The organism is Ruegeria sp. AE3 (assembly GCF_056542225.1).
On record NZ_JBQFZL010000010.1, the window covers coordinates 52,941 to 77,397 of the forward strand.

Here is a 24,457-nt window from a genome sequence, read left to right on the forward strand (position 1 = left end):
AGAATGTGATGACGATGCTAATATGATCTCTGATATTGGTTGAGCAATTACCCTGATTTGTTGGGGGGGTAAGTGGTTTTAGACGTTAAGGCTGGGCGTGAGTATCCCAGCGCAGATATTGCCAGTGATACAGCGCGGACCCAAGTTCTGGGCGCGCTGCGTGCAACCGAATCCATCCAAGAATACCTCTCTTTGTGCCGCAGATGGCGCAAAATCGACCGGAACACCGAAGATGATGAGGGCAAGGAATTGCGGGTCGCGCTTCTGAGTGGCGCGACGACAGATTTTCTTGAGCTTCCTCTTCGCGCGGAACTCGACAGCCTCGGTCTTCGCGCCCGTATTCACCGCCCGGACTTCAACACCCACGTTGCCGAGCTTCTGGATACTGCCAGCGTCACTGCCGGATTCGCGCCGCAGATCGCAGTTCTTCTGCTTGGACTGTCCGACATTAGGGAATGGCCTGCCGTGGGTGCCACAGAAGCAAACGTGGCAATGCTGGCCGATCACTTTGTCGATCTGTGGTTGAACAACATCTGCGCGACATTCAACCGGGAAACCGGTGCTGAAATCATTCTCGGCAATCTGCATTTGCCGCCCGTATCCTCGACCGGCCATCTCAGCCGTCGCCTGCCTTGGGATCGAACTAGTTTTGTGCGCCGGGTCAATCAGCTCTTGACAGAACAGGCGCCGAAATTTGTCCACATATTGGACGTGGAACTTCTCTCTGCCCGCCACGGGGTTCAGCAATGGTTCGACCCGCGCTTTTGGTACCACGCCAAGCAACCCGTCTCGTTCGACTGCATGATCCCGCTTGTGCGGGACATGGCGGGGATCATCGCGGCCATCTACGGCAAGACCTCGAAGTGTATTGTGCTTGATCTCGACAATACCCTGTGGGGCGGTGTTGTTGGGGATGACGGGGTGAACGGGATAAAAGTTGGTCAGGGCAATGCGGAAGGCGAGGCGTTCCTGGCGTTTCAGAATTACCTGCTGGAGCTCAAGGCGCGGGGCATCCTGCTTGCCGTGGCCTCAAAAAACGAAGAGGTCAACGCGCGCGCGCCGTTCGACACGCTGGATGATATGGCGTTGAAATTCGCCGATTTTGTTTCGTTCAAGGCGAACTGGGGTCCCAAGCCCGATAGCATCGCCGCCATTGCGAAAGAGCTGAACATCGGGCTCGACGCGATTGTCTTCGTCGATGACAACCCGGCGGAACGTGCTTTGGTGCGGCAGAGCCTGCCGGAAGTGCGCGTGCTGGAACTGGGCGACGACCCTTCAGAATACCCGTACCTTCTCAGCAGGTCGGGCTGGCTTGAGACGATCGAGATTACCAGCGAGGACCGCAAGAAATCCGAACAATACGCTGCCAACCGCTCACGCACGGAACTTGCACAAAGCGCGGTGGATTACGACAGCTATCTGCGTTCGCTGAACCAGAAAGCCGTGATCCGCCCGTTTGAGCCCGAGCATCTGGACCGGATTACGCAGCTGATCAACAAGACCAACCAGTTCAACCTGACCACCCAGAGGATGACACGATCCGAGGTCGAGGCGTTGGCCGCCAGCGACACCGCCCTCACGGCCTATATGAGGTTGAAGGATACCTTTGGTGACAATGGTCTTATCAGCGTTGCCGCCGGAACGGTGGAAGGTGACACGCTTACGATCGATCTTTGGCTGATGAGCTGCCGTGTGTTCAAACGGGGCGCTGAATTTGCGATGGCGAATTACCTGATGCAGGAAGCCGCGCGCCGCGGGATCTCGCGTGTCAGGGGCATCTATCGGCCAACGGCTAAGAATGGCCTGGTCGAAACCCTCTATGCCGATCTCAATTTTGAAAAGGACGGTGTTGCGGAAGATGGCACGACAACATGGAGCCGCCCCCTTGCCGGGTTCGAACCGGTTCCTGTCAGAATAGATATAGTGGAGGATTTTGAGTGACCGAAAATGAGGTATGGCAGCGCTTAACGTCGGTCTTTCGGGACGTTTTCGAGGATGACGAGATCACGTTGAGCCCTGAGACCACCGCCGAAGACATCGAGGATTGGGATTCGCTGACGAACATCCAGTTGCTGATCGCCATTGAGAAAACTTTTTCCGGGATTGAGTTTAGTACTGGAGAGGTCGCGAACCTGCAGGATGTGGGTGATCTGGTGTCGGCGATCACAAAGCGCGTTACAGTTTGACGCTTCCACAAAGAGGAAGCGATACATTCTGCAACGGATTTCATCCCGTTCGGTGTCGATGCGCAGTACCCGGCCCGCCTGTGTGATCAAAGCGCGGGTAGAGTGAAGTCGCCGGACAGCCTGACTGGATCAAAAAGGAACAGTTGCGCCAATTGGCAGAGAAGTTCGTCAAGCACGAATATGCGCTTATTTGAAATAAGAAGGTCAACCTTTCAACAATCCGGATCATCCATTCAAAATGCCTGCAATCAAGAAACAGTTCTCGTCAAAATGTACCAGCGTCGGCACATTCGTTTCGACGCGTGATCCGGGACAGGGGATAATTGGAAAAGTTTCAACGGGTGGCACTGTCCGGCCCGTGAAAGGTCAGGATTGATTTGGTGCCTGGAGATGCGAGTGTGATTGGAGAAGCTGACATGACTCCGCCATCCTCCACGATTGGCCGCAATGATCTGGCAATTCTTCTGTTCATACTGCTGCTGGCTGCGGTGCTGAGGGCTGCGGGGTTGAACACACCGCTTTGGTATGATGAGATATGGACCGTCGACACGCATGTTCGCCTGCCCTGGGGCGACATGATGCGCGAATATTCGATGAACCATCATTATTTCTTCAGTATGAAGGCCAAGCTGTTTTCACAGATTTTCGGGGAAGAAGCCTGGGTCTATCGTTTCCCGGCGGTATTGTTCGGCGTTGGCACGGTCGCTGCGATCTGGTGGCTGGCCAAAGAGGTCACAAGCACCAGGATCGCGCATATTTCCGCCCTGCTTGTGGCCTTGTCCTACCACCAGGTCTGGTTCTCACAGAACGCGCGCGGATATACCGAGCTTGCTTTTTGGAGTGTGCTTGGCCTCATTCTCTTTCTGCGGGGCGTGCGTCGTCCGGCGATGGGAACCTGGGTCGCCTTTGGATTGACCGCGGCCGCCGCTGTTTTCACGCATTTGACCGGCGCCTTTTTCTTTGTCGCGTTGGGGCTTGTGTGGCTGGTCTCTCTGGTGACTGGGTTTGGACGGGATACCCTGAGCCGCGAATGGGTGCTTCAGCCGTTGATTGGCGTAGCCATCGCGCTGGTTCTGACCTTTTTGGTCTATCTGCCGATTTTGCCCAGCCTTCAGGATACAATGGGCGAGATTTCAGCGACATCCGCCGTCGACAAGATGCAGGTGTACCAAAACCCGGTCTGGACCATGGTCGAGGGGTTGAGAACCGCAATCGGAAATACCGGTTCACTGACGCTGATCGTGGTCGTTGCAGGGCTGATGACCATTGCCTTTGGCGCATTGGGGGCGCATTCGACGCAGCCCCTGTTTTTTGTCGCTATTGCCATGCATATCGCAGTGACGCTGGCCATCCTCACGTCGCTCGACATGCGGATTTGGCCAAGGTTCTTTTTCGTCGATATAGGCCCGATCATCGTTCTGGTCGTTGTCGGCTGCAGGTATGGGGCCGGTCTGGTGGCGCGAGTGTTCAGGCGGCCGCAGTTCGGGCAGGTGCTGTTTGCCATAGGTGTTCTGGCAATGGTCATCGTGTCCGTGTTGCTGGTGCAGCGCAATTATGAAGCCCCGAAACAGGACCTGGCCGGGGCCTTCGCTTTTGTGGAGGAAATGCGCGGGTCGTCCGAACGGGTATATGCCGTTAATCCCGGTGGCCCGGTTTTCGAAAGCCATTTCGATGCGGATTGGACGACCATCAATGATGCTGATGCTTACGCCCGGGCGATGGCTCAACCTGGGCCTGTGGCGTTGGTTGTTCTGTTTCCAAACCGGATGTTCCGCGTCATTCCAAGACTTGGGGCGGATGTTGATGAACAATTGCAACTTGTACGCGCTTTCGCCGGAACCCTTGGGGACGGGCGGGTTCTTGTCTATCGGCGCAAATGATCGAGACGGGTTGGTAGTGTTCCGATTGTGAACAATCTGCCCGAAAATAACCGATTAAAATAAAACCGCCCTTCTGCCGCACACCGCCTAAAACATCTATTTGTCTTGCGTCAGACCCAGGCTGCTTTCTACGATGTACAGCGGGCGTTTTCGCGACTCCTCGTAGAGACGTCCAAGATATTCCCCGATCACGCCCAATACGATGAGTTGCAGGCCGCCGATCAGTAAAACCGCGACCATCAGCGAGGCATATCCCGGAACGTCAATGCCATAGATCATTGTCCTGACAATCAGAAAGATGCCGTAAAAAATCGCTCCAATTGCAGTGAGCATTCCGATATAGCCAGCGACCCGCAGCGGCACAGTACTGAACCCTGTGATCCCGTCCAGTGCGAAGTTCCAAAGCCGCCAGTAGTTGAACTTGGTTTTTCCGGCAATGCGTTCGGGTCGGTCATAAAAGACTTCGGCATGCCGGAATCCGACCCAGGAAAAAAGCCCTTTCATGAAACGGTTACGTTCGCGCAAGCGGCCGACCGCGCCTACGACGCGCCTGTCCATCAGGCGAAAATCTCCGGTGTTTGCGGGAATACTCACGCCGGATAATCGATTGATTGTCTGGTAAAATTTAGCCGCTGTCCAGCGTTTCAAAGCGGTATCTGTGTCACGATTGCGCCGAACGCCATAAACCACGTCATACCCTTCGCGCCACTTTTCCAGAAACTCTGCGATCAGTTCGGGTGGATCTTGCAGGTCAGCGTCAATCGGAACAACAGCCGCGCCCGAGGCGACATCCAGTCCGGCCGTGAGCGCGACCTCTTTCCCGAAATTGCGCGAGAAATTCAGCACCTTGATCCGACCGTCGCGGTCATGCGCCTCGGCCAGCACTCTGGCGGTGCCGTCTGTGCTGCCGTCATTGACGCAGATGATTTCATAGCTTTCCCCGATTTCATCCATCGCCTGCCCAAGGCGCTTAAACAGGGCGGGCAGGGCCTCTTCTTCGTTGAACATGGGAACGACGATGCTTAGCGTCGGCGTGGCCAGGTTGGCGGCTTTGGCTGCCCGTGACTGGGGGGTGGGTATGTTCATGTTCAGTGGCACCGTGGCAAATGTCTTGTCTCTTATCTCTGGCATAAATGATCACGGTTTGGCGGCAGGTTCAAAGAATTCGGTAAAGAACAGGGTATTTTTTGTTTTTCAGTGATACCCTTCACCCAACCGGTTCCAGCGCGGTTCAGCCCGGAATCTGAAAAAAACTTGAGGCTCAGTTCCGGCCGAGCAGGGAGAGATAAGTCAGTGCGCAGCAACGTCTGGATCGGGCTCACTGCGCTGTCAGCTTTAGCTGTCAGCCTTTTGGTCTTCGCAGTGATTGGCACGCCGATGGGGCATTCCTACGGTTTCAACATGAGTTGGACAGTAGCCTTTGCAGACGCGCTGAGCGCCGACGCGATTTATCCCCGGTTTCTGCCTGCCCTTTGGAATGGGGTCGGGGGGTTTGACTTCTTCTTTTATGCACCGCTCCCGTTTTACATCGCCGCTGGTCCGGCACAGTGGGTTTGTCCAGATTGCAGCCCACAGGTGCTTTTTGGGCTATCCGGCGGTTTTCTCTGCTGGCTGTCAGGTATGACATTCTGGATCTTTGGCAGACAGTTTTTGTCCCCAAAGCCCGCATTGGTGGCTGCCTTCGTGTGGGCGCTGGCCCCTTATCATGTGGGCATCGACTGGATGGTTCGTCAGGCCGCCGGTGAGTTTGCGGCCTATGTTTTCGTGCCCCTTGTCGCGCATGGAGTGTTTGTGGCCCTGCATAGCCACCGCCCAGTGTGGTCTTTGCCCGTTGGGCTCGCAGGGCTTGGCCTCAGCCATCTACCGACCTTGCTTTTGGTCGTTCACGTTATGGCCGTTATCGTTGTCGCGTGGATGTTGACCCTCCGGACCCGCTTTGTTCGGTCGCTTGTCACACTGACTGTCATGGGGATTGTGGGGATTGCCTTGTCTGCATTCTATTGGTTGCCCGCCATTATACTGCTTGAGGACGTGTCGCCCGAAGGCCTTTATACGCAGCAGCTCATCCCCGAAAGCTGGTATCTGATCGGGGCGGATGTCCTTCCAGATAGCATGTACAAGCTTGCCCTTCTGATATGCCAGTTGACCGCCGCTGCCGTGGCCGGGTTGGCCGTCTTGGTTACAGTCGGCGAAACCAGGGGAAACCTGATCATATGGGCATTGGTGCCTGCAGTGCTTGTCATCCTGCTCAACAGCTCGTTCTCACGGGTTTTGTGGGAGAACTGGATTATCGCAAAGGTCCAGTTTCCCTACCGGCTGACTGTGATTTCCGATCAGGCGCTTGCTCTTTCCATAGGTGCGTTGAGCACTGCTTTTGCTTCGGATCGGCGTTTGCGCCTGATTGCATGGGTCGGTATTGGGGGGCTGCTGATCTCTTTCCTTGCTGTGGGGCTGTTGCTGCCGGACCGCATTACAAAAGGCATTGCGGCGCGTGGGCAGCCGGTTGCGATGATTGGCGCGCCGGAATACCTGCCGCCAGCTGTGTTTGACCCGCTTGCCGAAGACGTCAAAGCAGAAGGCCAGCCGATCTGGCGAATGTCGGGGCATATGCTGGGGCTTGCGTCAGAAATCGAAACGCCAGAGTCCGGTTTCATCCAGCCTGTGCAAGAGGCTCCGCGCCAATGGATCGTTCGCCTTGAAGACCCAGGGCAACCAGAAACGCCGCTGTACGTTGCACTGATGTATTGGTCATATCTGGAGGCCGAGACCATAGATGGAACTCCGCTGACACTCTCATGGGATCCGGAAACCGGTTTTGTCACATTTGCCCCGACTGGCGCGGATGTTAGGATCATCCTCCCGCGACACTGGAGCGAATGGGTCGGCGTACTTCTGGCTGGGTTCGGCCTGATTGCGGCGACCTTTGTTCTATATCGCGCGCGCAGGGCTGAGCTGGCCCTAACCCGGCTTGCGGAACACCCAGAGGGTTGAGATTGCATAGTTGGCGGCAAAGGACACGCCAATCGCCACTAGCAGGATGAACCAGAAGGGCAGGGTGGTGACAGAACCAAGCCCTGCGACCACGGCGAGCCGCACGGCCAGCGAGGACACCACTGCCAAAAAGTACTTCACGTACCCCCGGACAGAGATCGTATTCCGGCTGGTGTGGTCGTAGCTGACGATATTGTGCCCGCAATAATTGATGATCGAGCCGAGGACAAAGCCACAGGCCGATGCGAGGACGGGCGGTGTAAGCAGAGCCACAGTCAGCAGCAGCGCCAGCAGGTAATCTGCGCTTGTGCCCAGGGCGCTGATGCTGAGGAACCTGAAAAACAGGCCTTTGTCTTTAAGGTCCGAGATCATGACAGAGCCGCAGGACGATGATTGGGGCCAGGACGGGGGAAGCTGTTATATAGTTGTTTTTTAAAGGTAATCATTTCACTCAGCACAACTTAGATTCAGACGTCTCAACGCCGTGTCGGGTAATTTTTTACAAGCGTGGAACCAGCATTCAGGCGATCGACCTCGCTGCCGGGGCGCACCCCGTATTCATGAAAGCCATCGGCGGCTCCGGTCGCATAGTAGATGAATTCCCGGTCATAGTAGCCGGGCCTTGATGGGGACTGGTCCTGAACGATGGCGTTGTTGAGCACTGCCCAATCCTTTTGGTTTTGATATCCGTTGATCTCGCCGACAACATTTTGCTCGATCACCACATAGGTTGATGCCGATACATTTATGCGTGGGATCGTGACCTTGCCATCATTCGCTTGGCGCACCCGGATGATCGAGTTTTTGCGGATTGAAAGATTGTCTGCCGCATGGATCGAAATGCCATGCAGATGCGCGTTGTAGATCACATTGTTTTCAATCAGGACGTTCTTGTGTCGCAAAAGAGGGTCATTTGTATTCTTCCCGCTTTTGCCCATGAAAATCGTCTGGGTATAATCTCCGGCCCCGATGTCAAAGATATTGTCCCGGATTACGATATTGGAACTGCCACGATTTGTGCTCCGTATCAGCTGGATCATATCCCGGTGGTCGCGGTTGGTGCTGGCGCGGAAATTGTGCATCCTGTTCAATTCGATCACCAGATCATCCATGCCGCTGAAGATCATCCCATCGGCCCGGATATCATAGAACTGGTTATGGCGGACTGTCAGATATGTGCTATGAACACCGGTCAGCGCCTTCCACCACTTGCGAAAGACGCTGTTTGAAATAGTGACTTTGGAACTGTCCCTGATCAGCAGACCCCGGCCATGGCCAATGCCCGCGTTGTAATCCCCATCGAATGTGGAATTGGTGATGGTAATATTGTGGCTGTTGCCAATGCTGAAAGAGTTGGCGCGGTGCTTATCGCCAGACTTGTAGGAATAGTCGAACACCAACCCATCCAGCACAAGATTACCAACACCCTTCAGACGCAACTCTGTAAAGCAGGCTGGTGAGTTGGGGTCTGCGGACCGGATCAAGACGGGGGTTTTGAAGGCTTGCTTGGCGATCAAAGCGCCGTAGTTTCCCCCGGCCAATGCAATGGTTTCGCCGCCGTTGGCAGTGCTGAGCGCCTGTGAGAGGCCTTGCGCGTCATGAATGACTTGGCTGTCTTGGGTTTTTGATGCGGCTTTCACCCCAGTACAGGCCGGGGCCGCAAGCAGTGGCGTTGCCGTTGCCATTAACAGAATAATGGAACAAAACAGGATACCAACAGAGATGTATGTGCGTCGCATGGGCGATTGCTCTTCATAACATTGGTGGCAGGGAAAACACTACGGACATGCAAAAGCCTTGTCTATGACGGCCCTCTCACCAGACCGCGAGCGCACCTTAAAACCGATAAAACGATCTGCCGGCAACGAAACCGTCAAGCCCGACAGAACGCGCGAATTTGTACAGATCACTCGTTTTGTTGATGAACCCCGAGCGTTTGAAGTTCAGCGACGTGTTGCACAAAACGCCTATGCCGCTGGCCGCCTTGAACTCGGTCAGTAGGTCGTACAGCATCGCATTCTGGTCTTTTGTCACGGTCTGTACCCGGGCTGACCCGTCCACGTGTCTTACGGCCTTAAGTCTTGGGTCGATTACTTGCTGAAAATGCAGCATGTGCGGCGAGGGACCTGACCAATCGAAATGTTGTGACACATCTTCCTCCAAGCAAACGGGTGAAACTGGCGCAAGATCCGTGCGGCCTTTGATCTTGTTCACCCGGTCGCGTGTTTCGGTCGAAAAGGGAGCCGCGAGGATCGAGCGGTTTCCCAGAGCCCGCGGGCCTATTTCACAGTTCCCCATGACCCAGCCGATGATCATTCCGTCGTGCAGTGCGGCTGCAATCTCGCTTAAATTTAGTTCGCAGCGGGTGACATCCTCCATATCAACCCGGTCGTCGTTGAAGGGCTGGCCCGCATATACTGTCCAGCCCAGCTTGGCCCGCCCCGTGAAATGGCGCATGGCATCAACCGCCGTGCCTATCGCGCAGCCGGTGTCATTGGTGCATGGGGGGATGAAGACGTCGCGGAACAGGCCGCTGCCCCGCCAACGGGTGTTCCAGCGATAGTTCAGCCCGCATTCCCCGGAAATCAGCAACGGATAGTGCTTGGTCAGATTGGTTTTCGCGAAGTCATGGAAGCGGGAAAAGACCGCATCGGAATACTTTGTCGCAAGATTGTGGAACTTCGGGGAGGTGACGCCGATGTTGTGGTAGGGCGAGTCTCTGAACATGTCCTTGTTCAGGAAATCGGCGTCCGCGCCGTTGTTTAATAGTTTGTCAATTAAGCCCTGTGCGTCGCCATCAATGGCGTTCGCGTCCCCATGGGCGCTGGCTGATTGAAGCTTGCTGGAGAAATCCTTTCCAAGGGTTTCACTTGTCCCTGAAAATGTGGGGTCGGCAAGCGCGTAGAGAAAAGAAAACCGGCGCCCTGGCGCGGTCAGCACCCGGCCCTTGTGATGTATCTTCAGATCGCGGTCGATTTCATAGAAATCACCCAGCTCATCTTCCCAGACCAGAACATAACAAGGCTCGCCCTGTTCGAATGGCGACATCGCGTAGGCCGCCCAGATAAGAGCCCTTTCGTGCGAGGACGAATAAAAATCCAGCCGTTTGCCAAAGAAATTTTTTGTCCCAACAATGGCAGAGCCTTCGTCGATGCCGAAGCTTCCGGCACCGGATATGGTCGTATGGCTTTCGCCCCGTGTTGACCAGCCGCTCAGGGCCAGAACGTCTGGGAGTTCGTTGAACCATAGCCCGGCGTCAATCAATGTATTCGGGTCGATTGGTGAGTTTCGAGGAAGGCTGTCTTTCTCGGCTTCATAAGAAAACATCAGGTGCTGTTTTGGCGCGTCGATTCCCGCGACTGCCCCATCATGCCCGGATTTGAAGGAAAGAATTTTCATACCAGCACTCTAATCCAACCAGCCTTTCGTCGTTAGGTGATCAATGACTGCCCGTGCGACGACCTGATGTCCTTCTGGGGTCCAATGCGCATCGTCCAGAAAGTAGACCAATGTCCCGTCAGCGGCGGCCTCCTGCAAGGCAGGTGTCAAATCCATATAGTCTATGCCGTTCTCATCTGCCCATGTCTGAAGTTTGGCGGCCAGTTCCAGTGACATCCAGCCTGGCACAACGCTGTCATCGGGAAAGGCCAATAAATCGCGATAAACATCTATTTTAATCGGAATGTGTACGACCAGAAGCTTCCCACCATTTTCCCGAACAAAGGCATCCCCCTGCAACAACAGCTCCTTCAGATAAGGCATGCGCGCTTCATGCCGTTCGGGAGGAGCAAATCCGAAATACATAGCCGTTTCAGGAGACCATGTTTCATTTGGAAAATAGCCAGAGCGGGTTCGCGCATAGTTGTCCTGCTGCCATGTGCGCATTGCCAACGAACTCCACGAGGCCAGACTGAAAGATAAATTTCTAAAGAAAGACCTTGCGCTGAACCGAGCTGGCTCAGCAGCAGCTGCACTGCGTGACACAAACTCTTCATGATCGATTGGAAAGTATGGCAGATCGTTGCCTTCAAACAGAAACCAGACCACAACCTTGGGTGTGAAGTCATCCATATAGTGGAGCATCGCGCTCAGCCCGTGATAAAGCGAGTAGTCGCTTTGGGCGAGATTTACAGCCGTATACTCGGAGTCCCGCATGATCCGCTCGGTGACGGTTGCATTCTGCTCGACTTTGTACCCTTCGATGAAGCTGTCGCCGACAAGCAGCAGATCAGGGTTTGCGATTGGAGTGCTGTTACGAAACCCGTTTTGATCATAGGTGTAGTCTGCCTCATAAAGACGGTCTGTGCGCGCACCTAGCGTTAACACGGAATCCCCTTGCCGAACCTCGCTGTACTGATCGTTTGCGGGGCGGTGGAAAAACCCGCTCGGTTCATAAATCCGATTGTGGGGGCCGGTCAGACCAACCCCTTTGGGGATAAAGACCTGCCGGTAATCGATGATTCCGATCAGGGCGGGCAGTTCGATCAATAGGGCGACAAACCCACATGTCGCAACACTCAGCGCAACGTTCTGGGCAATGTCTAGTCGCCGGTTACCTTGGGTTGTCAAAAAATACCCCAGCAGGGCCGCGATGCTCAGCAGGACGTTGAAGTAAAAGCTCTTTGCCGGATACACCAAGAAGAAATTCTCGAAATGTTCGGTGGGCTGGCGCGTCGTAACCCAGACATAAAGAACAAAACCAAGTAGGATCAAACCGAGCCAGAAGCGGTTTTGCCAGAGTTTCACGAAGGACAGCCCCAAAAACCCAAGCAAAAGCTGAATTCCGATGATCATGTAGGTGAACAGCTCTGATTCAATCACCCCGTCCGACGCGACCAGCGCCTGCACCGACCATTTGTTGAAAGCCACACATGCGACCACGAAGAATACCCCGAGTATCTTTCTGTTGTCGAATTTGGGGTGTGCGAATGTCATGTTTTTCTGATGTAGCGGGCCCCAAAACGGGGCAGGCACATATTGAACGTACCGGCAACGTTGCGATGAGAGATGCTCGCGCTAGTCAAGTTCGAACGCTTCTTTGTAATCCTGTTTCAGCGCCTCATCCTGATCGGGTTTCCGCAGAATGCACCGGCCGACAACCAGCATGTCCAGATCCGTGCCCATGAAACAGCGGAACGCATCTTCGGGCGTGCATACGATCGGCTCCCCCCGGACGTTGAAGGATGTATTGACTAGAACCGGGCACCCGGTGCGCTGCTTAAATTCAGAAATCAGCGTGTGGTAAAGCGGGTTGGTTTCGGAATGTACGGTCTGAACGCGGGCGGAATAATCGACATGCGTCACCGCCGGAATGTCCGAGCGCACGACGTTGAGCTTGTCGATACCGAAAAGCTGGGTTTCCTCTGCGGTCATCGCGCGGCGCAGTTTTTTCTGCACATCCGCCACCAGCAGCATGTACGGGCTGTCATAATCCAGCTCGAACCAGTCGCTCACATCTTCGCGCAGAACTGACGGAGCGAACGGGCGAAAGCTTTCGCGGTATTTGACCTTGAGGTTCAGCGTCTTTTGCATCGACGGGGATCGCGGATCGCCAATGATCGACCGGCCCCCAAGCGCACGGGGCCCAAATTCCATCCGGCCTTGGAACCAGCCAAGCGCCTTGCCGTCTACCAGAGCCGCGGTCGCCTCGGCAATCATGGCGTCGGTTTCGAATGTCTCGTATTTTGCGCCGATGGCGGTCAGACGCTGTTCAATGTCATCCTGCGCGAACTCAGGGCCGAGATAAGACCCTTTCATCTTGTCGGATGTGCCATCACTTTGACGTTCATTTTGCAGTTCCGTATGCCACGCTGCCAAGGCGGTCCCAACTGCACCGCCGGCATCTCCGGCGGCAGGTTGCACCCAGATGTTTTTGAATGCGCCGTCCCGCAGGATATGACCGTTGGCAACGCAATTCAGCGCAACCCCACCGGCCATGCACAGATTGTCGATGCCATATTCGCGCGCAGCCGAACGTGTCAGCCGCAGAACGATCTCTTCGGTGACTGCCTGAACCGAGGCCGCGATGTCCATGTGGAACTGGGTTAGCGGATCCTTTTCGGGTTGGCGCACAGGTTCACCAAAAAGGTCTGCGAAACGCTGGTTGGTCATCGTCAGGCCAACGGCATAGTTGAAATACTGCATGTCCAGCCTGAAGGATCCGTCCTCTTTCAGGTCGACCAGTTTCTCGAGGATGACATCCTTGAAGCGGGGTGTGCCGTAGGGGGCCAGCCCCATGACCTTGTATTCGCCGCTATTGACCTTGAAGCCCGTGTAATAGGTGAACGCGGAATAAAGCAGGCCGAGCGAATGCGGAAAATGGATTTCCTTTTCGATCTTTAATTCCCTGCCGCGCCCGATGGCCAAGGTCGTCGTCGCCCATTCTCCGACACCATCCAGTGTCAGAACTACCGCCTCTTCAAAAGGCGAGGGAAAGAACGCGCTGGCGGCGTGGCTGAAATGATGCTCGCTGAACATCAACCGGTCGCCGGGGCGGAACTCGGGGTCGTGGCGGCGCAGCTCCCGGGTCAGTAGGTCTTTTTGAAATAGCTTCTCACGCAGCCAGACCGGCATGGCCATCCGAAAGGACTTCAGTCCGCGCGGAGCGTAAGAGACATATGTTTCCAGCAGGCGCTCGAATTTCAGAAACGGCTTGTCATAAAAGGCGATGTGATCGACATCGCCGATTTTTAGGCCGGCCTCGTCCAGAACGTATTCGATCGCATGAAACGGATACCCCGCATCATGCTTCTTGCGCGTAAAACGTTCTTCCTGCGCGGCGGCAATCAAAGTGCCATCGACAACAATGGCCGCAGCGCTGTCGTGATAGAATGCGGAGATTCCGAGAATTGCTGTCACGGCCCGGCCCTAGAACAGAGTATAAATGAACGGAGCGATGGCCGACCCCTGGCTGAGCACGATCAGTCCACCAAAAACCACCATCATGATGAGGATCGGCAGCAGCCAGAATTTCTTTCGAATTTTGAGAAATTGCCACATCTCTACCAGAAACGACATCTGACACTCCTAGAATTGATTTTTCATCGGGCCCACATTTTCCGTGCGCTCAATCCAATATGTGTTCGTATCTTTGTTCAATTTTTGCCTTAAAAGGTCTTTGCCCAAGGCTCTCATGATCAACCCGGTCGGTGTCACGGTCAGGAAGTAGACCAAAGCCATTACGATGGGCGCAACAATCGCACCCAGAAGCAGGCCGAATTTTGTCCATAGCCGGTTTGCGCCTGACAGCACTGATGGGCGCAGCAGGGTGACCAGCAGAAATGCGGCCGCGATGAACAGCGACCAATACCGCAGACCTCCGCTGTGGATCAGCGGCCAGAAACCGATGATGGTGAAGACGGTGGCAAAGACGAATCCAAAGCTGCGGTTGCTGCCACCTTGGACTTCGTGGCGTGCCTCGATATCGATCATAATAAGATCATCTCATTCGGATAACTCTAGAAACTCATACGCCGCCCTGCACAACCAGTCAGGGAAACCAACTTTGTTAGTTTATACACCTAGATTGTGGCATTGTCGCAAATTATTTGGCAAATGAACCCAATTCACAGGCCCCGAGGCACAGGCGCAGGTTTTTTGATCTGTTTGCCTGGGAAAACCACGGCTTATTGTTGTGAATAATGAAACAAATGGGGCCGGGCTCCAGGATTGATCGAATCTTACAGCTTCCGGGTTTTCTGGCTGAGCGAAAAGAACAAACGCATCTACTTCGCTGTGCTGTGAATATTATTAACCATCAGCCTGTGCCGATGCCGCTGACGCGTAAGTGGCGACACAGGAAATCCCTGCCGCGTTCCGCAGCCCAACCTCATCCGTCAAAACCTCTTGTTTGTATCGGCATGAGACCAAATGGCACAAGCAGTGTGACCTTTTGAGGGTGTGACGTAGCGGAACCCAGCAACTCATTGCCGATGTCTGACGCGGATACGCGGGGACACGCCTGAATTACGGCGATTTGGTGTCTATTGTTGCGGCGTGGGAATCAATTCGTCAAACCCGATGTAACCGCTAAGGGAAGTGGAACAATTCCCGGTATCGAGTATCGAGTTCACTCGGAAATGACGGCAAAAGGGCATAATTGTCCTTATACAGGCAACAGTTTCCAAACATAGCCATATTCCGGCCAATCTGTCGCCCTTGTGCGACTGTTCCATACGCCTTGGGTGAGCGGGATCTTCAGCGCTTTGGGTAAGCGCGTTTGGAAACACAGGTGAAAGATGTCGACGACGATTACAGTAACTTCCGCAGCAGAGCTGAACCAGGCTCTGTCGCAGGCAATCGGGGGTGAAACCATCCTCCTTGCTGCAGGCGATTATGGCACACTGAAACTCGGTGCCAGCTACGCATCGACAGTAACAATCAAGTCGGCTGATGCGAATGCGCCTGCCACGATTTCGGAGATGTATATAAATGGTGCGTCGAACATTACGTTCGAAGATCTGAATTTCGACTATACTTTTGGTGGAGAGGCTAAAAGTTATAAGCCTTTCCAGATCCATAACAGTTCGAATATCACCATCGATAACTCCACGTTCTCGGGTGACTGGGCCACGGGTGTCTCTTCGACGGATGATGGCTATGGATGGGGCATGGGGCTGCACGTCCGTGGCAGTTCCGACATTACCATCTCGAACAACGAGTTTTCGGACTGGCTGAAGGGGATGAACATCGGGTCCAGCAGCAATGTGACTGTCTCGGGCAACAACATGCATTCGATCCGGTCAGACGGGATGTATCTGGATGGCAACCAGGGCGTTCTGATCGAAGGCAACTATCTCCATGATTTCGAACGTTCGCTGAACTCTGGCGACCACGGGGACTTTATTCAGTTTTCGAAACTGTTGGGGCCAAGCAGCGACATCATTATTCGCGATAACATCATCGACATGGGGTCTGGTGACTATGCCCAGGCAATCTTCATGGGCAGCGGGAAAGCCAGCCCTGATGATCCGTCCATGTTCTATACAAATGTGCTGATCGAAGACAACATGATCTACAACGGGCACACGCACGGGATCACCGTGTCGGGCGCCAAGGATCTGACGGTTTCGAACAACACGGTTGTGGCCGTTCCCGGTTTGCTGACCGGCGGTGTGTCGATACCGAAGATCAACGTGTCGAGCTCTTCGCAGAACGTCACGATTGACCAGAACGTTGTTTCCGCGGTCACCGGATACAATGGGCAATCGGACTGGAACGTCACCAGCAACGTCTTTGTTCAGAACACTGACCCAAGCGCACCGGGCTATTACGATGATGTGTTCACGTACCACGCCACTGGTGCGAAAGACGGATACAACCAGTTTGGTGTCAAACCAGGCAGCGCCATTGATAACCTGAATGCCGGATCGGACCTGGCTCAGCTGTTCCCAATCTCTTACGATCAATGGGTTGGGACTGCTACGACCGGAAGCAGCAGCTCAAACACCCAGCCGGACAGCGGGACCACCCAGCCGGACAGCGGGACCACCCAGCCGGACAGCGGGACCACCCAGCCGGACAGCGGGACCACCCAGCCGGACAGCGGCACCACCCAGCCGGACAGCGGCACCACCCAGCCGGACAGCGGCACCACCCAGCCGGACAGCGGGGCAACCCAGCCGGACAGCGGGGCAACCCAACCGGATAGTGGGGCGACTGCGGGGATGGTCTTCGATGACTTCGTTCTGGATATCTCGACCTTGCTCAGCAATGACGAGATTCAGCTGAAAGGGGATACGACCGTCGCGAACACCGGCTCTGGACCTGCTATTCAGTTCGACGGCGATGATGATTACTTAAATATGGGTCGGCTTGAGGAGTTCGCAGATTCCAGTCAGCTTGGGTTTACGATCGAATTCGCCCGTGATGAGGCTGATGGAAGCACACAGCGCCTTGTCTGGAACCACAATAAAATCGGTCTGATTCTCAAGGATGACGGGCTGGAAGTGAGGGTCGCCAACAACGATGCCAAATTCCATAAAGGCTTCAAAGCAAATGACCTGGGTTTGAATGATCTCAATAAGCATAAGATCACTGTTCTGGTTGACGAAGATGCTGACCGCTTGCAGGTTATTGTTGATGATCAGGTTGTCATTGATGAAATCGGAGTGGATTTCGACTTCAGCAATGTACACAACCGGGACTGGACCCTTGGATCCCAATGGGGTGCCGATATTGATGGCGAGGTCAGCGCCTTCGCGATCGATGACGAGGTTCAGTTTGTCGATACGACGGTTCTGGACGACACCATGATCGCCTGACGCCAGTGCGTTCAGCCACAGGCAAAACGACACGAATTTGGGCGGGGCGCAAAATTTGCGCCCCGTCTTTGTTTTCCGCATCTGGCTTTTTGCGGGTTCCTTCCACATAACGCTATGTAGGTTCTGTATCGTGTTCATGGTTTCGCTTTATGATTTTATCTGATCGTTATCGTTTTATTTTCATCCACATCCCCAAATGCGCGGGGACATCGGTGCGAAACGCCGTTCTACCCTTTCATGATGCCGACAGCCGGTTCCTGAAAACGGTAGAGCATCATCCGAAACTGGGTGAGATCGACTTTCGGCATTTGCCGCTGTCCTTGCTGCGCGAACTGGATCCCGAAGCGTTCGGAAAGCTGGAAAGCTACGAAAGCTATGCGCTGTTGCGCGATCCGTTTCAAAGGTTCCGGTCCGCAATGGCGCAACGGGCCAAGATGTATCTGGGCAAGGAATTCGCACAACTCGATGACAGCGATATCCGTGACGAGATCGGCAAGGTCATCACCTATCTTCAGTCAGAACCGGCGGTGATCGCGCCGGATTATATCCATTTTGCCCGGCAATCCGGTTTCGTCGAGGTCGATGGCAGGCGCATGGTCAGGAACCTATACCCTGTCGAACGCATGGATTGTTTCGTTTCCGACCTGGCGCGCCATATCGGCACCGATACGCTGGAGATCGGTCATGCCAATCGCACCACGGTATTCCGCTATCAGGGCCTGAGCCGCGTCATGTACGCGGGAAGCGCCGTTGCCAGGCGGGTTCTGCCCGGCCCGATTCATGAAAAGCTGCGCGTCTCGGCCCGAAAAATATTAATGAAACCAAATGTCTCGTCCGCCCCTTCCGTTTTTGACGAACCCGAAATCCGGGGTTTCGTGCAGGACCATTATGCCGCGGACATTGCTTTGCACCGGAAAGCGCTTGAGGATGTTGTCGCATAATCACACCCGATTCCGGTCCGGGTTCGACCCGACAAAACCTGTTATAATCATGGTATTCATGAAAAGTGATTTTTGTCCGTGATCAGTATTCGGGATAACAGGCAGATAAGGAATACATCTGGTAATATGCACGCAGAGTGGTGGTGAGTTCCATTGGCGGTATCGACAGCAACAAGAAGGGGTTTGCAGGCGACGGGTGGCAGCACCGGGCGCACATCCCGGCCGTTTATCGTGCCGTTTCTGTTTCTTGGCTTCATACTTCCGCTCTATTTTGAAGTCGCGGGGCTGCAGCTCAGCGGCTATCGCATTGTTCTGCTGGTTTTCTTTTTCCCGGCCCTGATCCGCTGGCTTGATGGCTCGGGCGGGTATTACGCGCCGGATTTCCTTGTTCTGGGCTATGCAGTGTGGGGCGCGCTGGCGATTTTCTACCACCATGCCCTGTGGCGATGGGAATATATCGGCATCTCATTCATCGAGACGACCAGCCCGTATTTCATCGCACGCTGGATGATACGGGATGAGCACGCATTTCGTACCTTTGTGCGTTGGATTTTCATTGCCGTACTGCTCATGCTGCCGTTCAGCGTCCATCAGTTTATTACGGACCGGTCATTGATTCTCGAGATATTCGGCAAGATCGGCAACGTCTATAACATCGTGCAAGAGGAACCGCGCCTGGGCTTTTACAGGGCGCAGGGTTCGATGCCGCACCCGATTTTGTACGGTGTATTCTGCAGCGTCGCATTCTCTTTGGCCTGGTACGTATTGGGATACGGCAAGGGGTTCACCTACAAGGTCAGCCGGGCCGGCAGCGTCTTGCTTGCCACTTTTGTCTCTCTGTCGTCAGGGGCCTGGCTGGCGATTGCCGTTCAGATGGCATTAATGACCTGGAAGACCGTATTCTCGTTCCTCCAGAAAAAGTGGAACCTGCTGCTGTATCTCTTTGCCGGGCTGTATATTTTCCTTGAGATTTTTGCGAACCGGCCTCCGGCTCAGCTTTTTGCGGCGTATCTGACGATTAAGAAATCGACAGCGTTCAACAGAATTCGCATTTTCACCTATTCCTCTGACGACATCCTGAACAATCCGATATTCGGGATTGGGTTCAACGAATGGTCGCGCCCGCGCTGGATGGTTGGAAGCGTCGACAATTTCTGGCTGGTTGTCGCTTTGCGCTACGGGTTGCCGTCACTGATTTTCATCGTGTCGGCCATTGTGATGGTTTTCGTGATCCTGGGGCGCGCTCAGCTGTCCAGCAGATTGGAAAGCTACCGGTTGGGGTATCTTTTCTCTCTGTCAGGATTTTGTATCGCGGCCATCACAGTGCATGTCTGGGACGCCACTTCGTGTCTTTTGATGTTCCTGTTGGGCGCGGGGCTTTGGATGGCCAACGCCAAGGAAGAAAGCGACCAGCCGCAAGCCGAAGAGAAACAGCGCCGCACGCGTCGGATAAGATATACGCGGTTCGGTTCTGAAGGAACGTAAGCAGACAAGAGTGTGCGGCGCGTTTGGTGATAAGTGTACAAGGAAGGCGACAGGTGTCAGTTCAGCAAAGCAAGATCACGACAGATGCCGGGATTGGCCGCAAGCCGAAGCGGTCGGAGTTGCAGAAAAAACTGACTCAGGTTCCAATCTCGTTTCGCAAAAATTACGGGCTGCTGAAAAACCCCGAATTCTGGCAGATGATGCCGCTTTTGCTGGCGTGCAGGATGCGTGCGCGAGGGTTGGAGGAAGACCAGCCCAAAATATTTGTCGGCACGCATCACAAGGCCATGACCACCTATTTCAAGGCGGTGCTCAAGCTTCTGGCCTTTGGGCTGAATGCCCGGTTCGAGGATCTTTCAAAAGACGCCCCGCAGCCGAAGACCCGAGTTTTCCTGTCGACCCATAGTCGGACCCCCTGGTCTGAAATTGGGCGCTACCGGGGGATACATATCATGCGGGACCCGCGCGATATGATCGTGTCGTCTTATCATTACCACCTGTGGACCAATGAGCTGTGGGCCCATGTCCCGGATGAGAATGGACAGACCTATCAGGAAAAACTTCAGGCCGTGGACAAGACCGAAGGTCTGTTCATGACAATCCGCCACTTCATCTTTTTCAGCCGCGAAACGCTTGAGAACTGGGATCTGGATGACCCGGATATCCTTGAGGTCGCGTATGATGATCTGATGGGTGAGCAACGCGATGACCTCTATTCCGAGATGTTCACTTTCTTGGGGCTGACGGGGCAGGAGCATGAGTTGGGGGTTCGTCTGATGCGCCTGTTCGAGGCCGGCAAGCGCAGCAAGGTCTCGGCCACGAAGACCAACGAACGCGCCCATATCCGCAGCGGTCGCAGCGGGCAGTGGAAAGACGAGTTGGAGCCCGAGCATCTGGCCTATATCGAACAGGAACTGGGGCATGTTCTGGATAAATTCGGATATGCCCGGTCCTCGGCCACAGGATCGAAGGACGCCGTCTGAGAGTCTTAGCGCAGCGGCAGAAGCTGCTTTCGGATCATGCCAACCGCACGGCGCATGCGCCGGGCCAAGGGCATTTGTCCCGCAAGTATAGCGTCGATCTCAGCCAGTGTCATATCCCCGCGCAGGGATGTGCGCGGGCGCAGAAAGGCGGTGTCATTCATAGACCCTGTATCGCTGGAAAACGCAGTTTTGTAGCCAGTGCGGCGCAGGGCGCGCAGGACGCGGGCATTGTACCGGCCGAACGGTATTCCGGCCTCGGTCACAGGGCCGCCGCACAGGTCCTGCAGCACAGCGCGTGACTGGGTCAGCTCCTGTTCAAGCGCTTCGGCACCAAGCGCGCTCCAGGCGACATGGGCGATCCCGTGGCTGCCAATGCCCATTCCGGCGGCCAGCAACGCCGTGACGTGGTCGCGGGCCAGGGATCCGGGTTTATCCAACCGCCCCGTCAGAACAAAGAACGTCGCGGTCAGCCCGCGCTGGGTCAGGGCGGGCAGGGCGATCTCATAATCCGACAGGTTGCCGTCATCGAAGGTCAGAACAAAGGCCTTCGGATTGGGGCTTGCCGCAACCCGGTCCAGAACGCCGCTAAACTGGGTCTCGGACAGCCAATATAGCGCTTCGCCGTCTTCAAGGTCGCGGGCCGGGGAGCCTATTCCGTGGAAGTTCAGACCGATCAGACGGGTCATATCAGGACCTTAGCCTTTTGTGCAGGGTTTCGGCGAGGTCGATCAGACCGACCCCAGGCCCGTTTGGCCGGGCTTCATAGGGACCCACCGCCGTGACGTCCGTGCCGCCCGTGCGCAGCTTGAAGCGGGTGACGCTTGGGTTTGCCTCGGCATCGATCCCGCCCAGATCGAAGCACTTTATCCCCCGTTCACGGCAATACAGCATGGACTGCCACATCAGGTAGTGCCCGGCATTGAGCTTCCGCCCGGCCTCGGACGTGGCCCCAAACAGATAGATGGCGTTTGGGCCAGACACTCCGATCGTCATCGCGCCGATATCTTCGCCATCCTTGCGGGCAATCAGAACGTCATGGTCGAAATCCGGCCCCGACAGCGCATAGTAGAATTCCGGAGGGATATCGGGCTGGAACCCTTTGGCATTCCGCACCTGTTCATAAAGGCGACTGAAGCGGCCTGACAGCTCCCGGATGGGGCCGGTTTCAAGGTCCAACCCGGCCTTCAACGCATTGCGCAGAGGGTTGCGCCATTTGCCGTGCAGGGCGCGCATCAGGCTGTCATCCTGCTGATCCGGGTTTATCAACACGGTGCGATAGGGCGCGGCCTTTTCGGTCGGTGTGAAGCCTGCGCGCGCAATCGCATCTTCTGTCGGGGAGGCATGAACCGGAAAGCGCAGGCGCAGGACATGTCCTGCGGAATGCGCATAATCGCGCAATTTTGACAGGACAGCGCCAATCATCTCCGGTTCGGGCGCAGGGCAACCGGTTGCGTGTGTCAGCGGACCCGCCGCAATCCAGGCGATGCCGCGATTCAGGACCGGGATCTTTTTGATCCTAAGGCAGGCCGCAGCAACCGGTTTGTCCTGTACATCGTAAATGGTCACAAATTCCGCAGTTGCACCGATGCGGTGGGCGGCAGCCTGCGCATAGGTCAGACTTTGTTCATAGGTAAGGTCATCGAACAGGCCGCTGGTGCCGGGCCAGTCCTCAGACGCAACCGGGCGCAGAGAGAGCGTTTTCTGTTCCATCAGACCGCCACTCCCTGAAGCAAATCCTCCAGGCGGGTTTCTTCAGTGTCCTCAAGCGGTCTGGACGGCCTCAGGGTAAATTGTTCCGGAACCGGGTCCTGGTTCAGTGCCAGAGTGGGAACGTTGTGCTCGGACAGAAAGCGGACCACGTCGGACAGGGTGCTCTTGGGGGCCGCGCAAAGGGCTGCGTAATCTATTCTGATATGCCGGTCCGCCCCAACATGGACACAGTCACGTTCGATATCCCCGGCCACCCCAACGACCTGACGGCAGGCCCGCTCGATATCAGTGTCGCCCCCTGCATTTGACGGGCGCACGGACCACCATTCATCTTTATCCGTCTCGGGTCCTTTGTTGCGGCGCTGCGCCCGGATAATGGATCTAGCCGTATCCTTGGCGTCACGCCGGACCTCCAGAAACAGGCAGCCTGGGAACAGGGCGTCCAGCAGCCGTACCCGGTTCGAGTGCATCACGTTCTTATTGATGAAAGGCGCTGCGGACAGGTTCGACATTCCGGCCAGCGTCGCCCGAATTTCATCCACGGGCAGGTCCGCGATCTTGCTCTCGTCCACCCATGGGCCATCTTCGAGCCAGCGCTGCCAGATCCATCCGCCTTCGTTTGGGGCGGCCCAGCCCGAAATATGCCCATAGTCGCTCTGATAGGCGGGTTTGTGTCGCGAGATGAAGGGCCGCCCGAGCCTGGTTGCCGCCAATGGTGTCTTATAAAACCGGTGCGCCAGATTGGTGAAACAGGCAAACGCGAACTGCGTCGTCATGAGTTCATAAAACAGCGACGTGCCGGACCGGGGTGCGCCCAGAATGAAAATGTGGGGCCATTTTGCCTCGGGCTGGCGCGCCAGCATCTGTGCCTCCAGCGGAGCAAGAACAGTATGCACCGTGCCGCGCAGGGCGGATTTGGCCAGCACCTTCATGTCGCCATGCCGATATCGGGTTGCGGGGGGGTCTGGCCCTGTGGTTGTTGGAACAGGGCTCTGAACAGGAACGCAAGCCGCGCGCGCCAGGCCCGGGCCCCTTCGTGGCCGGGCCGGATCAGACTGATCGGCAGAAACCAGATGGCGCGCAACAGGTCTGCCAGCATCATAAGCGCGGTTCCAAGCCACGCGACTGCGGGCCCCCGTGTAAAGCGCAGGAAAAGAATATGCCCTTTCGCGATCTCGACGGATTTCCACGGCGATGTCTGGCCAGTGGACACGGCACCGTAGTGCATGAGGCGAACCTCAGGATTGTAGCGCACTTTCAGACCGGCCTGCCGAACCCGCCAGCACCATTCGGATTCCTCGCTATACATGAAAAAGCGGTCATCCAGCATGCCGACCTTTTCGACGATTTCCCGTGAAATCATCATGAAACACCCGGCGACAACCTCAACATCCTGCGCCGTATCGCGTGCCAGAGAGGCATAACGCTGATCCCCGAAAAACCGGCTGCGCCGTAGGATACGGTTCGGGACCACGAGACTCCAGAACAGTTTGCTGAGCGAGACCTCACGGAACAGGGTTGGCTGCTGGGTACCGTTTTCAAGCGACACATGTCCGCCCAAAATGCCAACATCCGGGTTTTCCTGCATATACGAGACGGCATGCTCAAGCGTGCCATCATAAACCAGCGCATCAGGATTGAGGACAAGCAGATAGCGCCCCCGGGCACGCCGGATGCCGATATTGTTCCCCCACGCATACCCGCCGTTATGACCGGCATCCAGAACCGTTATCTGCGGGAAGGCTGCGCGCAGTGCCTCGACACTGCCATCCTGTGAATCGTTGTCGACCACTATTACTTCCAGATCCAAATTGCCCGGATGATCCAGAACCGACTGTATCGCCTTCGATGTCACGTCGGGCGTCTTGTAGTTCACGATGATGACACTGAGGTCGAGTTTGGGTGCAGGTGCCGGTTTCACAGGGACCTCCCTGTTCCGCCGCCGGGATGCTGCGCTGTGCCGTCGGCCCCTGTGGCCATGTCATCACAGAATTTCAAAGAACAATCGGTGCAAAACAC

Annotated in this window: 20 protein-coding genes; 8 read left to right on the forward strand and 12 right to left on the reverse strand. The window is 55.5% G+C overall.

Annotation, left to right across the window (positions count from 1 at the left end):
* Positions 1 to 72: 72 nt before the first annotated feature.
* The 3 genes from ACR0NZ_RS15870 (at position 73) to ACR0NZ_RS15880 (ending at position 4,066) form a co-directional block, all read left to right on the forward strand.
* Complete coding sequence (locus ACR0NZ_RS15870; protein WP_480520242.1) at positions 73 to 1,941, forward strand: HAD-IIIC family phosphatase; 1,869 nt, start codon at positions 73 to 75, stop codon at positions 1,939 to 1,941.
* A complete protein-coding gene (locus ACR0NZ_RS15875) occupies positions 1,938 to 2,186 on the forward strand; it encodes an acyl carrier protein (protein WP_480520244.1) in 249 nt (82 codons plus the stop codon). The genes ACR0NZ_RS15870 and ACR0NZ_RS15875 overlap by 4 nt, the downstream gene beginning before the upstream one ends.
* A 416-nt stretch (positions 2,187 to 2,602) precedes the next feature.
* Positions 2,603 to 4,066 carry a glycosyltransferase family 39 protein gene (locus ACR0NZ_RS15880; RefSeq protein ID WP_480520247.1) on the forward strand — a complete coding sequence of 488 codons (1,464 nt, stop codon included), beginning with the start codon at positions 2,603 to 2,605 and terminating at the stop codon, positions 4,064 to 4,066.
* 96 nt (positions 4,067 to 4,162) lie between these two features.
* On the opposite strand, the gene ACR0NZ_RS15885 is transcribed toward ACR0NZ_RS15880, so the two are convergent.
* Positions 4,163 to 5,197 carry a glycosyltransferase family 2 protein gene (locus ACR0NZ_RS15885; protein WP_480520249.1) on the reverse strand — a complete coding sequence of 345 codons (1,035 nt, stop codon included), beginning with the start codon at positions 5,195 to 5,197 and terminating at the stop codon, positions 4,163 to 4,165.
* A 162-nt stretch (positions 5,198 to 5,359) separates the two neighbouring features.
* Here ACR0NZ_RS15885 and ACR0NZ_RS15890 point away from each other — a divergent pair, with 162 nt between their 5' ends.
* Positions 5,360 to 7,057 (forward strand): hypothetical protein, encoded by a 1,698-nt coding sequence (locus ACR0NZ_RS15890; RefSeq protein ID WP_480520251.1) that lies wholly within the window; start codon positions 5,360 to 5,362, stop codon positions 7,055 to 7,057.
* On the opposite strand, the gene ACR0NZ_RS15895 is transcribed toward ACR0NZ_RS15890, so the two are convergent.
* The 7 genes from ACR0NZ_RS15895 to ACR0NZ_RS15925 form a co-directional block, all read right to left on the reverse strand.
* On the reverse strand, positions 7,025 to 7,429 hold the full coding sequence (locus tag ACR0NZ_RS15895; RefSeq protein WP_480520252.1) for a GtrA family protein: 405 nt from the start codon (positions 7,427 to 7,429) through the stop codon (positions 7,025 to 7,027). The genes ACR0NZ_RS15890 and ACR0NZ_RS15895 overlap by 33 nt on opposite strands.
* Before the next feature lie 104 nt (positions 7,430 to 7,533).
* Positions 7,534 to 8,796 (reverse strand): right-handed parallel beta-helix repeat-containing protein, encoded by a 1,263-nt coding sequence (locus tag ACR0NZ_RS15900; RefSeq protein WP_480520254.1) that lies wholly within the window; start codon positions 8,794 to 8,796, stop codon positions 7,534 to 7,536.
* A 97-nt stretch (positions 8,797 to 8,893) separates the two neighbouring features.
* Complete coding sequence (locus tag ACR0NZ_RS15905; RefSeq protein WP_480520256.1) at positions 8,894 to 10,456, reverse strand: carbamoyltransferase C-terminal domain-containing protein; 1,563 nt, start codon at positions 10,454 to 10,456, stop codon at positions 8,894 to 8,896.
* Positions 10,457 to 10,465: 9 nt separating this feature from the next.
* Positions 10,466 to 11,992, reverse strand: coding sequence for an alginate O-acetyltransferase AlgX-related protein (locus tag ACR0NZ_RS15910; protein ID WP_480520258.1), 1,527 nt, complete (start codon positions 11,990 to 11,992; stop codon positions 10,466 to 10,468).
* Positions 11,993 to 12,073: 81 nt separating this feature from the next.
* Positions 12,074 to 13,915: a carbamoyltransferase family protein gene (locus ACR0NZ_RS15915; protein WP_480520260.1), complete on the reverse strand. Its 1,842-nt coding sequence runs from the start codon at positions 13,913 to 13,915 to the stop codon at positions 12,074 to 12,076.
* A 9-nt stretch (positions 13,916 to 13,924) separates the two neighbouring features.
* On the reverse strand, positions 13,925 to 14,074 hold the full coding sequence (locus ACR0NZ_RS15920) for a DUF5989 family protein (RefSeq protein ID WP_480520262.1): 150 nt from the start codon (positions 14,072 to 14,074) through the stop codon (positions 13,925 to 13,927).
* Between the two features lie 9 nt (positions 14,075 to 14,083).
* On the reverse strand, positions 14,084 to 14,488 hold the full coding sequence (locus tag ACR0NZ_RS15925; RefSeq protein ID WP_480520264.1) for an SxtJ family membrane protein: 405 nt from the start codon (positions 14,486 to 14,488) through the stop codon (positions 14,084 to 14,086).
* A gap of 806 nt (positions 14,489 to 15,294) precedes the next feature.
* On the opposite strand from ACR0NZ_RS15925, the gene ACR0NZ_RS15930 reads away from it, so the two are divergent.
* The 4 genes from ACR0NZ_RS15930 to ACR0NZ_RS15945 all read left to right on the forward strand — a co-directional run bounded on the left by ACR0NZ_RS15930 (position 15,295) and on the right by ACR0NZ_RS15945 (position 20,728).
* On the forward strand, positions 15,295 to 17,319 hold the full coding sequence (locus ACR0NZ_RS15930; RefSeq protein ID WP_480520266.1) for a right-handed parallel beta-helix repeat-containing protein: 2,025 nt from the start codon (positions 15,295 to 15,297) through the stop codon (positions 17,317 to 17,319).
* Positions 17,320 to 17,468: 149 nt separating this feature from the next.
* Positions 17,469 to 18,260, forward strand: a complete 792-nt coding sequence (locus tag ACR0NZ_RS15935) for a sulfotransferase family 2 domain-containing protein (protein WP_480520268.1) — start codon at positions 17,469 to 17,471, stop codon at positions 18,258 to 18,260.
* A gap of 183 nt (positions 18,261 to 18,443) precedes the next feature.
* The gene (locus tag ACR0NZ_RS15940) at positions 18,444 to 19,745 is read left to right on the forward strand and encodes an O-antigen ligase family protein (protein WP_480520270.1); all 1,302 of its coding nucleotides are present in this window, start codon (positions 18,444 to 18,446) and stop codon (positions 19,743 to 19,745) included.
* A 53-nt stretch (positions 19,746 to 19,798) separates the two neighbouring features.
* A complete protein-coding gene (locus tag ACR0NZ_RS15945; RefSeq protein ID WP_480520272.1) occupies positions 19,799 to 20,728 on the forward strand; it encodes a sulfotransferase domain-containing protein in 930 nt (309 codons plus the stop codon).
* A gap of 5 nt (positions 20,729 to 20,733) precedes the next feature.
* Here the strand turns inward: ACR0NZ_RS15945 and ACR0NZ_RS15950 are convergent, their stop codons facing one another.
* Genes ACR0NZ_RS15950 through ACR0NZ_RS15965 form a run of 4 tightly spaced genes read right to left on the reverse strand, consistent with a single transcriptional unit; the run spans position 20,734 to position 24,359 of the window.
* Positions 20,734 to 21,414 (reverse strand): polysaccharide deacetylase family protein, encoded by a 681-nt coding sequence (locus ACR0NZ_RS15950; protein WP_480520274.1) that lies wholly within the window; start codon positions 21,412 to 21,414, stop codon positions 20,734 to 20,736.
* Between the two features lies 1 nt (position 21,415).
* Positions 21,416 to 22,438: a lipid II:glycine glycyltransferase FemX gene (locus tag ACR0NZ_RS15955; protein ID WP_480520276.1), complete on the reverse strand. Its 1,023-nt coding sequence runs from the start codon at positions 22,436 to 22,438 to the stop codon at positions 21,416 to 21,418.
* Positions 22,438 to 23,370 carry a sulfotransferase gene (locus ACR0NZ_RS15960; protein ID WP_480520278.1) on the reverse strand — a complete coding sequence of 311 codons (933 nt, stop codon included), beginning with the start codon at positions 23,368 to 23,370 and terminating at the stop codon, positions 22,438 to 22,440. Before ACR0NZ_RS15960 ends, ACR0NZ_RS15955 begins: the two co-directional genes overlap by 1 nt.
* Positions 23,367 to 24,359, reverse strand: coding sequence for a glycosyltransferase family 2 protein (locus ACR0NZ_RS15965; RefSeq protein ID WP_480520280.1), 993 nt, complete (start codon positions 24,357 to 24,359; stop codon positions 23,367 to 23,369). The genes ACR0NZ_RS15960 and ACR0NZ_RS15965 overlap by 4 nt, the downstream gene beginning before the upstream one ends.
* Positions 24,360 to 24,457 lie beyond the last annotated feature (98 nt).

Bases quoted from the DNA above. Each gene is read 5' to 3' on its own strand.
- ACR0NZ_RS15935 (WP_480520268.1), top strand. From the start codon at position 17,469: ATGATTTTATCTGATCGTTATCGTTTTATTTTCATCCACATCCCCAAA.
- ACR0NZ_RS15880 (WP_480520247.1), top strand. From the start codon at position 2,603: ATGACTCCGCCATCCTCCACGATTGGCCGCAATGATCTGGCAATTCTT.
- ACR0NZ_RS15960 (WP_480520278.1), bottom strand. From the start codon at position 23,370: ATGAAGGTGCTGGCCAAATCCGCCCTGCGCGGCACGGTGCATACTGTT.
- ACR0NZ_RS15955 (WP_480520276.1), bottom strand. From the start codon at position 22,438: ATGGAACAGAAAACGCTCTCTCTGCGCCCGGTTGCGTCTGAGGACTGG.
- ACR0NZ_RS15910 (WP_480520258.1), bottom strand. From the start codon at position 11,992: ATGACATTCGCACACCCCAAATTCGACAACAGAAAGATACTCGGGGTA.
- ACR0NZ_RS15950 (WP_480520274.1), bottom strand. From the start codon at position 21,414: ATGACCCGTCTGATCGGTCTGAACTTCCACGGAATAGGCTCCCCGGCC.
- ACR0NZ_RS15885 (WP_480520249.1), bottom strand. From the start codon at position 5,197: ATGCCAGAGATAAGAGACAAGACATTTGCCACGGTGCCACTGAACATG.
- ACR0NZ_RS15920 (WP_480520262.1), bottom strand. From the start codon at position 14,074: ATGTCGTTTCTGGTAGAGATGTGGCAATTTCTCAAAATTCGAAAGAAA.
- ACR0NZ_RS15895 (WP_480520252.1), bottom strand. From the start codon at position 7,429: ATGATCTCGGACCTTAAAGACAAAGGCCTGTTTTTCAGGTTCCTCAGC.
- ACR0NZ_RS15925 (WP_480520264.1), bottom strand. From the start codon at position 14,488: ATGATCGATATCGAGGCACGCCACGAAGTCCAAGGTGGCAGCAACCGC.
- ACR0NZ_RS15900 (WP_480520254.1), bottom strand. From the start codon at position 8,796: ATGCGACGCACATACATCTCTGTTGGTATCCTGTTTTGTTCCATTATT.
- ACR0NZ_RS15930 (WP_480520266.1), top strand. From the start codon at position 15,295: ATGTCGACGACGATTACAGTAACTTCCGCAGCAGAGCTGAACCAGGCT.
- ACR0NZ_RS15905 (WP_480520256.1), bottom strand. From the start codon at position 10,456: ATGAAAATTCTTTCCTTCAAATCCGGGCATGATGGGGCAGTCGCGGGA.